The following is a 13,478-nucleotide window of genomic DNA, read 5'->3' as shown; positions in this document are numbered from 1 at the left end:
GAGAGCTCCACTAAAGGATCACCTTATCCTTGTTGCAAGACGGTTTCGCTAACTTCTGCCGTATATCCCTCTGGAATTCTGACTTTCAACTCTATGCCCTCCGGGTAAGCTATGCTAAGCTTTATCGTCTTGAGGGTCTCGTTAGCAGTCCAAGAGACATCGATGCGCCCGCCAGCTGGATGTGGCACGCTGCCGCGAGCCCATTCGATCCCATTTGGGGCCGGAGCCACTTCTACCATACTCCATCCTGGGGCAAGACTTCTCACTCCAAGTACTTCCCTTCCGAGGAAATAAGCGGGTGCGGATGACCAAGCGTGACAGTGGCTGCGTGAAAGCATATTTGGATTGGCGCGATTCTCTGCGAACATCGGATATTGCTCCCAACACGTCGTTGCTCCATGAGCGATCATATTTCCATAATTTTTACGGATATCATCTAGAATCATCCCGACTTTGCCTAATTTCCCTAAAGCTTCGTAGTAAAAGAAGGACATGAACGGGCTACCGATTTGTACGAAGTGTGCGGGTGGAGCTAGCAGATATTGATCGATGACCTGTCTTCGCGCGCCTTGCGCGACACCCGTCAGCGACGCCACGACCTGTGTTTGCATACTGAGTACGTCTGATCGTCTGCTATCGGCATGGATACAGTCAATATACGCCTGTTTATCTTCGCTCCACAGGTGTTCGTTAATTGCCGAGCTGAGTTGATCGGCCGCAAGCGCGAACCGAGAGCTGTCTTCAACTTCTCCTACCAGATGACCCATATCCGCTGCAACACGGAGAGTTCGAACAAGGAACATATTCTGATGAGTGACGATACCATCATTCGGCTGATCGATTGGCGACCAGTCTAGTAAATTCCAGCCTTTGACGTTGAATAGTCCGTTACCGTCTAGCTTCAGTAAATAATGATGGAGAGTAAAACAGATGTCTGAATAGATCTCTGTTGCGAAATCTTTGTCTCCCGTCTGTTCATAATACTCATAGCATGCAATCGCCCAGAAGAAGGTCCAGTTCGGAATAACGCTGCTCCAGCCACTGGGTACTTGGTCCGCGAAGAGGGGGGACTGATCCTTTGAGCCCGGCACGAGGCGAAGGCAACGCTTGACGATATCCTGCACACCATAGAGATAGTTGCTGACTAACGCTTCATTGCGGCTATCACCGACCCAGAACACTTGCTCATAAGCTGGGCAGTCCACAAAGGTGTCTTCCATACACAGTTTCGTCGTATGGCGACTGATCTCCCAAATGTCGTTCAAGAGCGGGTCTGAGCATTCGAACCTACCTACCTCGGCCATCGGGTAATTGCTTTGGGACATACTGACGCCGTAGATCCGCACAGGAACTGCCGCATTCCTAACGTTAAGCGCCAAATAACGGAGCCCTCTGCGTATCGGGGTCTCGTATACTTGTCTACCAGACTTACATACATACCGTAGGGTATGGTCTAGGCCAAATGTGTCCTGACGGTAGTTATCCGCCATATACTCAAAACCGTACCAATCGAGGATCGTTCCTTCCGCTGCCTCCACTTCAAAAGATAAATAACCGGAATACTCTTTGCCGAAGTCTAGGATGAGTTCGGTGTCAAAGCCTTCATAAGTCGGAATCACACCTGCGTGAATATTGGGAATGACTACGTTCTGCAACTGAGCAGGTACAGCGAACTTGATGTTTTCCTTTCTCCACACACAGAGGCTGAAGACATCCACATCTGATATATACTTCTGCTCAATCGGGCGTAACCATGCACTGTAGGAATCGAGATCTTCTGCCTTCTTAACGAGCCCTAATAACTCTTTGTATACGGGGTGATCCCAGTCTAGCGGACGATTTTCTTGATGATCAAGGAGCATGACATGGTCGAAAGGACCGATGCTGCAGAACGCAGACTCTCCTGATAATTTCGAGTTTGGAGAGGTAAACGATAATATAATAGGGTCATTGGCATACACGCCAATTTGTAGTTTACCTGTATGTACGCCTCCTGAAACGTCAATGATCAGTAAATTGTCCCCTTGATGCAGTTCAAGGTCTACATAGCGTTCGGGTTCAGTGCCGTAATATTGACTGTCTGCTACTTGTTCCCCATTGAGAGAGCAAGCACGCATGCATTCTCCCCAAGCAAGAAATCCAATCGTAGCCTTGCCAGCTTGACTCGCTCGTAGTGTTGTCGCAACATATCCTGTAAATTGAAGAACATTAGCGTGATCCTCGCTACCTGTGATAAGTGCATTACGCACGTCAATTGCCGTGGAAAGGCTGAAAGTCCGTACTTTCGCTAGTGATTCTACACGCACTGGGTAGACAGTTTCATCCGTTAACATAGGGATATCGCGTGGCTTCACTGTCGTCCAAGGTTCCATACCTACTGGGCCTAGAACAACGGCAGGATCCCAAGTCGAGTCATCATAATCTCCAAGTATCCAATGATCGTCCCAAGCCGAAGCATTGATGGATTCGGAAAAGGCTTGTTGGCAGGACATTCGAGGTGCATGAGGATCCTGGCCTAGGTGACGGGACGTCTTCCATGTTGCGTCTGTAGAAACGGCTACGGTTCCATCCTCATATGCAAGATCGATTAGCAGTCCGCCTCTTCCCCGTACATAGTAGAATGTCGATACCCCGAAATGTAGTACCAGCGCGGATATTGTATTCTTTTGGCCTGCTTTCAGTAAGTGACCAACATCGTAAGTGTCATAGGAGAGCTCGGACGGCCATGAACGAACAGGTCCCCGACCTAATTGTGTACCGTTCACAAACAATACGTAACGAGAATCCGCGGTAATCCGAAGCGTTCCCGAAGGTTCAACATCAGGAGGTACATCAAACGTCTTGCGGAAACATCTCCATTCATTTCGGGGACTTGCTTCGCCATCACCCCATATCCATTGGGCTTGCCAATCTCTGTTCATCATGTGCTTCTCGCCTACCTGTCTATTGGAATTACTCTGATTATAAAATACTCACACCTAGATGTTATGGGTTGAATGCGACTTTGTATAGGTATATGATGACATTGTAGTATTTCAGTTGCATGGTGAAGGATGAGATCATATGAAGAAGCCAAGTCCTAGGGTAGAAAGAGGAGAGCAGTTTTTCTCGGATGGTCTTTCCCTGTATGTTAATCGGGTGTTTGAGGAGTTTGAATTGCCAGAGCACGAACATGACTTTATTGAAATTTGTTACGTATGGGAAGGGAACGGCTTCCATTATATAGAGGATCACACCATTCGCGTGAAGAAGGGGGATCTATTTTTTCTACCTATTGGCGTATCCCATATTTTTCGACCCTCTGCCCATCATCCCAAAGACCCACTCATTATAGGAAACTGTATTTTCGATGAGAAAATTTTTAGGTTTCTAACCTCCATTTTGCCTGTTGAGTATGGTCTTTATCTCTTCGAACATATTAATGCCAAGACAGACCGCTTTATTCAAATGCGGGAGTTGTCTGGCGAGTTCGGTCATTTATTCGAGTCCTTACATAAGGAGTTTCAGCAGAAACATATGGGGTATGAGACGATGTTATGCGGACTGCTCCTCCAGCTGTTGATCGGGATGGAACGTGCTCTGAATCGAGAACAAGAAATAGTGGATCCTGTCACCGAGAAAGTGGAGAAGATTAATCGGTATATACGAGGGCATCTGCAGGAGAAAATAACGCTTACCGCTATTGCTCAGCACATTGGGCTTGGTGAGAGACAACTCCAACGAATTGTGAGTATACACACAGGACGTTCTCTATCCACTCTAATTCAAAAGGAAAGGATCGACCGCAGTTGTAGACTGCTATCCGATCCTTCATTAGCTTCCCTCACTATCGCGGATATCGCCTCTCGCGTCGGGATTCACGACCTTACAAGATTCCATTATTTGTTTAAGTTGTGGATGAATAATACCCCGGCTCGTTATCGTCTCGAGAAGGCTTTGCAAAGCAGTCTTTTATAGGATGAACCAACAGATAGAGGGGGCTTATACGCTATTATTCCAGTATCTAAACGATGTTCTTACTTTTATGGGAAATTAGGAAATAACACCTAAAATAATCGAGGAATTTCATATCAAAAATGGTACAATGGTTGTAGGTTTAAATATCTACTACTTAAGGATCAGGAGTGGTTGCTGATGATTACGTCATATATCCAATTAACTCTTTTTACAGTAATGATTGCAGTCATTACTAATTATTGTCGCTTTAAAGGTAGTCAGGCTCTTAATAAATGGATCCTTATTGTATCGAGTCTTGTGTTAGTAGAGATAGAAGGATTATTATTTGAATTCATACATACAAATTGGATAATGTTAGTGTTTATTGGCGTCTCGGTGGTGTGTTTTCATACTTATGGGGGGGCAGTAAGTGCTTGTGCAGCTTGGCTTATTTTATTTATGCATACAGATGAAAGCGATTTATTCATTCTATTCAGTTATTTGATATTTGCGACGGTTGTATATTTAATCACCGATTATATAAGAAATATTCAAGTAGAAAGTGATGCTTGGTTAAGAAAACTCTCTGAGAACTCTAAGCAATTAAATGTTTTTAAAGAAGTAAGTTTCTCGATGCAACAAACACTTAATTTACAGAAGTTGTTGCGAACCATCTTAACGTCCGTGACTGCGGGTCATGGTCTAGGGTTTAATAGGGCAATGATTCTACTGATTGATGAAAGTGGGACAAGATTAAAAGGAACGATTGGCACGGGTCCGATGACGGTTGAAGAGGGTTATGCGGTATGGGATAGAATCACCAAGAATAAGTATAAACTCGTAGACTTAATTGAAATCAAGGAAACTGAAAAGTCTGCTGACTTATTGCTCAATGAACGGGTAAAAGAGCTTGATATCTCATTAGAGGAGCCTAATTTTCTATACAAAACCTTGGAAAGCGGAAGCCCGCTACATATCAGTGAGATCGATGAGAACGATATAGCGCTTCAGCTATTTACAGATCAATTCAACATGAGTGAGCTGGTTGTTTTTCCTTTAATTAGTCAGAGTGTCAAGGTGGGGGTTCTCATTATTGATAATCCTGTGAATAAAAAATCGATTACTGCGAATGATGTGGACAGTGTGATTCCACTGGCGACTCAAGCTGCTATAGCTATACAGCATATTCATTTGTACGCCAAAATTGAGGATATGGCACATAAAGATGGATTAACAGGACTACTCAATCAGCGAGCTTTTCAGACCTCATTGGATCAACACTTGCCACTTGGTCAGCAAGGGACAGTATCTCTGATCCTCTTAGATATCGATTGCTTTAAACACTATAATGACACGAATGGTCATCTGCTTGGTAATCAAGTATTAATTCAACTAGCGGATGTCATACGAAATTCCATACAGGAGCATGATTTAGCATTTCGATTTGGCGGAGAGGAGTTTGTCATTCTTCTTCCTCATACGACGAAAGAAACAGCGATTAGGGTTGCGGAACAAATTCGTGTAAATGTAGAAAGTACGTCGTTTCCATGTGGAGAAAAGCAGCCATTAGGTTGCTTAACCATTAGTCTAGGCGTTGCTTCATCTGTGGAATTTCAATCATCCACCCCGTTTGATCTAGTAAATACAGCAGATAAGGCACTGTACAAGGCTAAAGAAGCTGGGAGAAATAAAGTTGTTTCATGAGAAGGGATTGGAGAATGATGACTGGACTCAGCGTTATTATAGTCTTTGTGATTTTCATATCCATCATTGTGGTGAGCGGCAGATTCTTTTACGGTATGGAATTAAGGTCAGTTACTAGAAGATTAACAAGGACTCATGGGTTTCATACCCTGGAATCAGAGTATTCCTTTGAACAAATTGTAACCTTCGTTTCTTTACCCAGTAATATACCGATAATAAGAAATGCGAAGCAAGAAGACTTAGTGATTAAACTTCATTATAGATCGCTGTTTTTCCCCCGTTTATTAGGAGTTAAAATCATGATTAGAACGGATACGGACAATCTTATTCTTGCTTATTTGCCTATTAAAGATTTTCGGCTTCCGAAACTAGATCAGATTCTTGAGAAGGGAAAAATTGACGAAACGGATTATCTTAAAGCGAGTACTTACAAGTTAATGCATCAGACCACATTGAAAGAGATCTCAGATGAGGTGTATAAACAGATGCAGGTGGGCAGACGTGGAAAGGTTGCTTCACAACTTTGAGTCCGTAACGGATTTACAAAAAAAGCTGTCGGGTTAACTCGGCAGCCTTTTTGTATGGGGTTGAGCTGATCTGCTTTAGATAACGCTTAACCAAAGGTCTAAACTTTCATTTACAGAAGTACTGACTAATTGAATAAATAGTTCATCGTTTCCAGTTGTATGTGCATGATCCAATGCATCGTAATATTGTGCACGATTATTTGCTTTGATAACAGCAGGAGGGAAGCCAGCTTTCATTAATTCATAGTTCATCAGCAACCGGGAAGTCCGTCCATTTCCATCTATGAATGGATGAATTTTCACAAATTCCGCATGAACTTTAGCTGCACGTTCTACTGGATGACATGTTGACCATTCGTTTTCAACCGTTTCAACAAAACGCTCCATTAACTCCTGAACGACTACATGGTCTGGTGGACGATGGGACGCGCCCCCGATTAAGACATTTTCTTTTCGATAGATACCCGCATTTTCATCGTGTATTCCTTCTAATACCACTTTCGTTTCGGAAATAGTCAATGTATTTCCTTCAATTGCGTTTGAATTGTAGGTCCAGTCAATTAGCACATGATTTAATAGTGACTTCACTGAATGGATAGGTAGGGGGCGAGCTTGATCCGAGCTTGATCTAATCTTTTTTTCTTCAAGTCAATTTCTTGAAAGTTCACGAACAATCACCTTCCTAGTCATTCAGTATACTCATTGTATCCTTTGTCTTTTCTTTTAAACGTTCTTCGTCTCTTACTTTCATTATAAGATATGCGGTTGGACATGACTAGCAGATCGTGCGTCTCCGGTCTCGCTAACACTGTCTTTACTGTCGATGCGGGCTTCGAATGCGCTACAAGCATTCAATCCATTCCCTGAAATTACATTGCTAGAACCAGGATAGAACCCAAGAGAGGCTTTCCATACCCGGCGGTCCATCTTTATCGTTATATATTATTTAGATATTTCCCTCGTGAATACTACTTCTGATTGCCCAATCCATCTGTTTTGGTAAGACATATCATATAGCAAATACTTGATAGGTGGAGTTGAAACGATGCCAATCCCGCAAAAAAGTCAATTAAGCAGTAAGACAAAAATAGATATCTTAATTCCCGCAATTGAAAAGGATTTAGGGACACTTCCCTTTGTCATTGATGCGGCAAGGAAATTTGTGATGCACCCGATTGGTAAGATTATGATTGTTGCCCCGAGAAAGAAAAGAATCATGGATTTATGTGTTAGAAAAAAATGCAAGTTCATCGATGAGGATACAGTGCTCCCTATTACTAAAAAAAATATTAATTACCGTTCAAGAACATGGGATCGCTCAGGGTGGCTGTTTCAACAATTATTGAAATTGAATGGGGACACTTTGAGTTCCTCAGACTTTTTTTTGGTGATGGATGCAGATACGGTGTTAATTCGCCCTCATATTTTTAGGTCCGGTAACAAGACCGTTTTTTATTGCCGTAACTGGAGCAGAAGTGAATATTTCGCAACCTATCGTAAACTAATGGGGAGAAAACGCTCCTCGAAGACATCTTTTGTAACTCATTATATGCTGTTTGAGAAATCTAGACTTATACAGTTAAAAAAGGCTATTGTAGCAAAACATCATACGAGCTGGCATTCTGCGATATTACGGAGTATGGATTTAACGAAGCAGTTTGCTTTCTCGGAATTTGAAACGTACGCAAACTTCCTCCATTCTACGGATCGGAAGAGTCTCATTCTTAAGAAAGCTCAGAACAAAAGTCTGAATATGAATGTAATGCAAGCATCGAAATCAAGAGTTGAAAGCTTATCTCACCAATATAGGTCGATCTCCTTCCACAAACGTAAAGACTATACAACGAGACCGACGGTGGGGAAGAAATGACAAACTTTCAAAACTATCAAGTGGTATGGAAAGGTCCTGTACACAAAGCTTCAGGCCTCGGCATAGCGAGCAGAGCCTATGTGCAGGCCTTGAAGCGACAAGGTGTGAACATCAAGGTGGGTACTGGATTGAACGGAGGTGTCACGAATCGCAAAAATAAAGTGTTAATCTACCATTATCCTCCTCATACGATTAACTTCAAGAAAGAAAGAGCTAATTTCAACCATATCATTCTGAATACGGTTTGGGAGACAAGTAGAATACCTAATCGCTGGGTGCCCTATATGAATAAATATGATGCGGTATGCGTGCCTTCCCAACAGAATAAGCAGGCTATGCTAAATAGCGGTGTTCGTGTTCCTATATTCATCGTTCCGCACGGGGTGAATACATCGATGTATTCTCCTGCCAATAAGCCAATACATTTGCGAGAAGCAAATGGTAAATTTGCCTTTGTGTCTGTGTTTGGATTTCAACATCGGAAAAACCCGGAGGCCTTGTTGAGAGCCTACTGGGAAGAGTTTTCAGCTGCAGATCATGTCGTTCTGGTCATTAAGACTAACGGATATGCGGCATATGAAAATGAACAATGGATTCGGAATAAAATTCAGCGTTACAAAGTGAGACTTGGCATCCGAAAGCAAACAGCGCCGATTATACTTACAGCCCGACATCTGAATGCTCAGCAGCTAAAGGGGATATATACACGAGGTCAAGCGTTTGTTCTACCTACCCGAGGAGAAGGAGTGGGGTTACCTTTTCTTGAATCGTTAGCCAGCGGTACCCCTGTCATCGCGACAGGATGGGGAGGGCACATGGATTTCTTAAACAGTAGCAATTCATTCTTAGTGCCTTATAAATTAAGTAATCCTGCGACTAGAATGAATAGTAAACAATCGATATCACGTGAGTTTCGTAGTTTGTTTGCACAAAAGGGACAGCGTTGGGCGGAAGTGGATATTCGTAGTTTAAGACATAAGATGAGATTAGCTTATAGTAACCCTCTTTTATGTAAGGAAAAGGGGCGTAAAGGTAGGCAGGATGTGCTTAAACTATCTTGGGATAGGGCGGGGTATTCCTTGAAACAAGCGATAGAAAAAGTCATGCTGACTAGAAAATATCAGTCATAGAATCATAGGATACTACACATCTTTTCTGAAGGGGGAGGGATACATTGTGAGAATCGTTCTATTGTCTGGGGGTTCAGGAAAAAGACTTTGGCCGCTCTCCAATGAGATTAGATCTAAAGTATTTCTTAAACTGCTCAGATCTGACGATGGCAGTAAGGAGTCGATGATTCAAAGAGTGTGCAGACAATTGGATGCAGTAGGATTACTTCAGTCTGCCTTGATCGTTACACATAAAAGCCAAGTTGAGATTACACAAAACTATGTCGATGCTGGGATATCGATCCTCGGTGAGCCGCACAAGAAGGGAACGTTCACGGCCATTGCACTAGCTGCAAGTTACTTTCATTCACAGATGAATGTGGATCCGAACGAAACGATATGTGTTCTTCCGGTTGATTCATTCGCGGAGTTGGCATTCTTTCAGCTACTTCATACATTTCCCGATGTCTTATCTCAATCCCAGGCTGAACTAGCTCTTCTTGGAACTGTACCTAAATATCCGTCCGATCAATATGGTTATATTGTGCCTAATTCCGATCGTAACGAAAATACAGAATACTTATTCGTCACTCATTTCGTAGAAAAGCCCGATGAGCAGCATGCCATACGACTCATTAATAGGGGAGCATTGTGGAATTGCGGTGTCTTCGCGTTTTCTTTAAAGTTCATGCTGTCATTTATGAAGAACAAGAGTCTACCTACGGATTATGATGAATATCTTCTTCATTATGAGCAGTTTCCAGAGCTGAGTTTCGATCATGAGGTCGTCGAGAAAACAAGTCATTCTGTGGTTATTCCGTATAATGGATCGTGGAAGGATCTTGGAAGTTGGGATACACTGTCGAGCCATTTCGAGAGTAGTGTTGTCGGTGCAGGGCAAATTTCTAATGATTCCATCAATACACATCTAGTTAACGAGCTTTCATATCCAATTCAGGTTATCGATGTATCTAATATTATTGTAGCCGCAAGTCCAGATGGGATTCTTGTTGCAAGTAAAAGTAATTCCAATCAAATAAAAAATAAGCTTCAGAAGGCCCAGCAAAGACCCAGATACGAGGAAAAAAGATGGGGGACAACTCTGGTATTGGACCATTCTAAGTTAGTTGGTGACGGAACAGAAGCTTTGACGAGGAAAGTGAATATGTTGCCAGGAAAAAATATAAGTTATCATATGCATCGAAAGAGAACAGAGATATGGACCATTATTTCAGGATTCGGAGAGGTGATCTTGGACAACAAACGATTCTCTATTCAAACCGGAGATGTAATACAAATCCCTTGTGGTGCCCAGCATGCAGTGAAGGCTATTACGGCACTTGAATGTATTGAAGTTCAAATAGGGGCGGAATTGGATGAAGAGGATATCCTGCGTTTGGCGATGACGTGGGAGGATGCAATCCAACTGTGTAAGAATGAAGATGAACATATTTAATTAAAAGATAGACTCCAACTAAATAATCAAGAGTTGAAAGCCTGAGGACATCACTCTAGGCTTTTTTGCTTCCAACAAGGAAGCGTGCTTAATCTAGCATCGCAGACAACACGGGAATTGCAATGTAATATCAAACTTGAAACTTGTATCGCCTCAAGCCAGTCTATATTATGTATAGGTTACAATTATTAACAATAAAAATAATGGAGGGATTATCCATGAAAAGGAACTGGAAGGTCTTGATTGCTGCGTGTGTCGGATCCATGATTTTATCAGGCTCGGTTCTAGCTGTATCACCTGGTGTACGGATTTTTATCAATAATGTAGAATTTGCTAGCAGTGCCTTTAAGTTGAATGTGGACAAAGGAACAACGATGGTATCCTTGAGGTCTATAGTGGAACAATTTCGTGGAAAATTGACTTATAAAGATAACAGCATCTACGTGACTATGCCTGAATCATCCAATGTGTCTATGCAAGTGAATAGTCTGGAGAATGCCCTGAGCGCAGGCTCTGCAGAAGAAGCAGTTCAGACCTGGATCAAGGGAGTACAAAAGAGAAGTGGTGCAATGCAGTATGCGGTATTATCGCCGACTCTCCGCCAGAATACCAAGCAAGAATTCGAAGATAATTTCTGGGTAACCGGTGGCTCTAGTCCGCATATGGGAGAAGTCGAAGCCACACAACTGCATTCCAAGCAACTAACGCCTGATAAAGTTGAATTTTCATTTGATTATCCACTCGTGGTGATGACGGAAACGATTGGAACGGGCAGTGCTTCCATTACGGTGGACAAGATAAAACGTGAATCGGTTGATTATTGGGCCATTTCGGATATTTCCCTAAGGGACTCGGGTGACACAGGGATCATGATCGGAGCGACTGCCGCTAGCATCACTTATCAGAATACTACATATAACTTCACGCTCACCCTTCCTAAGAGTTGGGAGGGGAAATATGAGGTGAGGGACAGGGTATCTGACCGTGCAGGTCATAATCTTGATTTTATTAATAAAGTAACTAAAACGGGGACGTTATTCACGATCTCGGTATGGTCTAAAGAATTTTGGCAAGCTAATGAGGCAGATATTAGTGGTATGATTCCTGCGGAAAAAGTGGGCGAAAAAGGAAACAATGTGTACATTTATCATCCACCAACCGATGTCCAGTATGATTCAAGTGATGAAAAGGCAATGGAGGACTATCTGACGATGTCTAAGGATGTAAAAACGATTAAGGCCTCGTTTAAAATTATAAAATAGCCGAATATCAAATGCGTTAATTTCATGAAAATCATGAAGATGATATTCTCATATACAAATTAGGGGAATATGGATTGAAATTTGTAGGTCCATAGGATACACAAGTGCCAAACCATATTTCCGTATATTTATCTAAAGCTGCTGCACTTATGGGGATAATTCGCATAGTCAAGTCTAGCGTGACTTCAGTAGACAAGTCCGATAGATTGATTAATATAGGAGTCTTCTGTAAGAGACTTAAGTAGGAAATGAGCAACATCTGCTCTAGAGATCTTCTGTCCCCGACTGGCAATACCCGTTTCAGATTCACGATAAATTCCAGTTCTAGCCTCGTTCGTTAACTGCATGGGCCGAGCTATCGTCCATTGCAGACTACTGTTCTGAAGATGTTCATAAGATCTGCGGTGATCCGCCAGTGGATTCCTTAGCATGAATCCGACGATGGAGCCGATGATACCTTGTAATTCTTTATGAATACCTGCTGATCCAACGTACGCAATTCGAGTTACACCATTCTGCTCCATGCCTTGTACCAAATTACGTGTGATATCTGACATTAACGTCGTTTTTCCCATCCCTCTATTCCCTACGCAGCATACGACGGCATCCTGTCCTTGGATGGCATGACTGACTGCGTTGTTGTCCAGTCCGTCCCCTTGAATAAGGGTCAAATGGGGATGTTGGATAGAGATTTTATCAGGATTTCGTACAAATGCCCTTACTTCGTGGTTGGCCTCTAGCGCCTGCCGCACGACTTCTTGTCCCACGCCTCCTGAGGCTCCGAATACAACGATTTTCAAGGTTATTCCTCCTATGATTCTTTTGATTTCATCATAGTACATATGTCCATATTTATCTATGTAGATATTAGTTGGATGTGCTGCAAAGACTCTTTCAACGTCTCCGGACGTCAGATAAGATATCTTCCGATCCTAAAACAACCTTAGGAAAAATTGAAATATTGGATTATTTAATGAGAAAATGATATATAATACCAATGATACCGATATGTTACTTTCGGTACCAAGGGGGGCGTGATATGAAAGAAAGAATTATTAGCGAAACAATATCGTTAATTCAGCAAAGGGGTTTCAACTTTACTCTGAGCGACCTGGTCAAGCGGATTGCGATCAGTAAGCGAACCATTTATGATCATTTCGTTTCTAAAGATGACATTATTGAACAGGTCATTCATCGACTGATCCTAGAGATTAAAGAAAAAGAAATGCAAATCGCAGCAGACGTTCAGCTTGACGAATTACATAAAATTGAGCAAATCCTGGTGTCCATCCCTACGGAATTTGCAAGGATGGGTACTCATCTATTATCTGAACTGAAGCATTACCATTATGACCAATGGAAGATGCTTGACTCCTTCCTAAAGGAGGAATGGTCGATTGTTCTGGAACTTATGAAACAAGGGATAGAACGGGGTGTGATCAGGAACATCCATATGTCACTATTTATTGAACTGTACTTGGGAGCAATTAACCAAATCTATGATGCGTCGTCTTCTTTGAAAGATGAATTGACGATGGGAGATATTCTGCAATCGGTAGTGGATATTCTGCTGTATGGCATTTCCGCACAACAGCCGGAAAGGGGTTGAGGGTT

Annotated in this window: 11 protein-coding genes; 8 read left to right on the top strand and 3 right to left on the bottom strand. The window is 42.5% G+C overall.

Annotated features, from left to right (window positions below):
- Positions 1-23: 23 nt before the first annotated feature.
- On the bottom strand, positions 24-2,924 hold the full coding sequence (locus J2T13_RS11730) for a family 78 glycoside hydrolase catalytic domain (protein WP_429371400.1): 2,901 nt from the start codon (positions 2,922-2,924) through the stop codon (positions 24-26).
- 139 nt (positions 2,925-3,063) lie between these two features.
- Between J2T13_RS11730 and J2T13_RS11725 the strand changes: the two genes are divergently transcribed.
- From J2T13_RS11725 to J2T13_RS11715, 3 genes are all read left to right on the top strand, one after another.
- On the top strand, positions 3,064-3,957 hold the full coding sequence (locus tag J2T13_RS11725) for an AraC family transcriptional regulator (protein WP_429371399.1): 894 nt from the start codon (positions 3,064-3,066) through the stop codon (positions 3,955-3,957).
- Positions 3,958-4,134: 177 nt separating this feature from the next.
- Positions 4,135-5,640, top strand: coding sequence for a sensor domain-containing diguanylate cyclase (locus tag J2T13_RS11720; RefSeq protein ID WP_429371398.1), 1,506 nt, complete (start codon positions 4,135-4,137; stop codon positions 5,638-5,640).
- A 299-nt stretch (positions 5,641-5,939) separates the two neighbouring features.
- On the top strand, positions 5,940-6,167 hold the full coding sequence (locus tag J2T13_RS11715) for a hypothetical protein (RefSeq protein WP_429371397.1): 228 nt from the start codon (positions 5,940-5,942) through the stop codon (positions 6,165-6,167).
- A 75-nt stretch (positions 6,168-6,242) separates the two neighbouring features.
- On the opposite strand, the gene J2T13_RS11710 is transcribed toward J2T13_RS11715, so the two are convergent.
- Entirely contained in the window at positions 6,243-6,755 is a 513-nt protein-coding gene (locus tag J2T13_RS11710) for a Fic family protein (RefSeq protein WP_429371396.1), read from the bottom strand.
- A 457-nt stretch (positions 6,756-7,212) separates the two neighbouring features.
- On the opposite strand from J2T13_RS11710, the gene J2T13_RS11705 reads away from it, so the two are divergent.
- The 4 genes from J2T13_RS11705 to J2T13_RS11690 all read left to right on the top strand — a co-directional run bounded on the left by J2T13_RS11705 (position 7,213) and on the right by J2T13_RS11690 (position 11,864).
- Positions 7,213-8,037, top strand: coding sequence for a DUF6492 family protein (locus J2T13_RS11705; protein ID WP_429371395.1), 825 nt, complete (start codon positions 7,213-7,215; stop codon positions 8,035-8,037).
- Positions 8,034-9,167, top strand: coding sequence for a glycosyltransferase (locus J2T13_RS11700; RefSeq protein WP_429371394.1), 1,134 nt, complete (start codon positions 8,034-8,036; stop codon positions 9,165-9,167). The genes J2T13_RS11705 and J2T13_RS11700 overlap by 4 nt, the downstream gene beginning before the upstream one ends.
- A gap of 46 nt (positions 9,168-9,213) precedes the next feature.
- Positions 9,214-10,602, top strand: coding sequence for a sugar phosphate nucleotidyltransferase (locus J2T13_RS11695; RefSeq protein ID WP_429371393.1), 1,389 nt, complete (start codon positions 9,214-9,216; stop codon positions 10,600-10,602).
- Between the two features lie 218 nt (positions 10,603-10,820).
- Complete coding sequence (locus J2T13_RS11690) at positions 10,821-11,864, top strand: hypothetical protein (protein WP_429371392.1); 1,044 nt, start codon at positions 10,821-10,823, stop codon at positions 11,862-11,864.
- 185 nt (positions 11,865-12,049) lie between these two features.
- Here the strand turns inward: J2T13_RS11690 and J2T13_RS11685 are convergent, their stop codons facing one another.
- Entirely contained in the window at positions 12,050-12,664 is a 615-nt protein-coding gene (locus tag J2T13_RS11685) for an NAD(P)-dependent oxidoreductase (protein ID WP_429371391.1), read from the bottom strand.
- 239 nt (positions 12,665-12,903) lie between these two features.
- Here J2T13_RS11685 and J2T13_RS11680 point away from each other — a divergent pair, with 239 nt between their 5' ends.
- A complete protein-coding gene (locus J2T13_RS11680; RefSeq protein WP_429371390.1) occupies positions 12,904-13,473 on the top strand; it encodes a helix-turn-helix domain-containing protein in 570 nt (189 codons plus the stop codon).
- The last annotated feature ends 5 nt before the right edge of the window (positions 13,474-13,478 follow it).

Origin of the sequence: Paenibacillus sp. DS2015 (assembly GCF_050433705.1) — a bacterium.
Taxonomy (GTDB): Bacteria; Bacillota; Bacilli; order Paenibacillales; family Paenibacillaceae; genus Paenibacillus_AQ.
This window is presented reverse-complemented; position numbering and strand designations above follow the sequence as displayed.

Bases quoted from the DNA above. Each gene is read 5' to 3' on its own strand.
- J2T13_RS11730 (WP_429371400.1), bottom strand. From the start codon at position 2,924: ATGATGAACAGAGATTGGCAAGCCCAATGGATATGGGGTGATGGCGAA.
- J2T13_RS11725 (WP_429371399.1), top strand. From the start codon at position 3,064: ATGAAGAAGCCAAGTCCTAGGGTAGAAAGAGGAGAGCAGTTTTTCTCG.
- J2T13_RS11720 (WP_429371398.1), top strand. From the start codon at position 4,135: ATGATTACGTCATATATCCAATTAACTCTTTTTACAGTAATGATTGCA.
- J2T13_RS11715 (WP_429371397.1), top strand. From the start codon at position 5,940: ATGATTAGAACGGATACGGACAATCTTATTCTTGCTTATTTGCCTATT.
- J2T13_RS11705 (WP_429371395.1), top strand. From the start codon at position 7,213: ATGCCAATCCCGCAAAAAAGTCAATTAAGCAGTAAGACAAAAATAGAT.
- J2T13_RS11700 (WP_429371394.1), top strand. From the start codon at position 8,034: ATGACAAACTTTCAAAACTATCAAGTGGTATGGAAAGGTCCTGTACAC.
- J2T13_RS11690 (WP_429371392.1), top strand. From the start codon at position 10,821: ATGAAAAGGAACTGGAAGGTCTTGATTGCTGCGTGTGTCGGATCCATG.
- J2T13_RS11680 (WP_429371390.1), top strand. From the start codon at position 12,904: ATGAAAGAAAGAATTATTAGCGAAACAATATCGTTAATTCAGCAAAGG.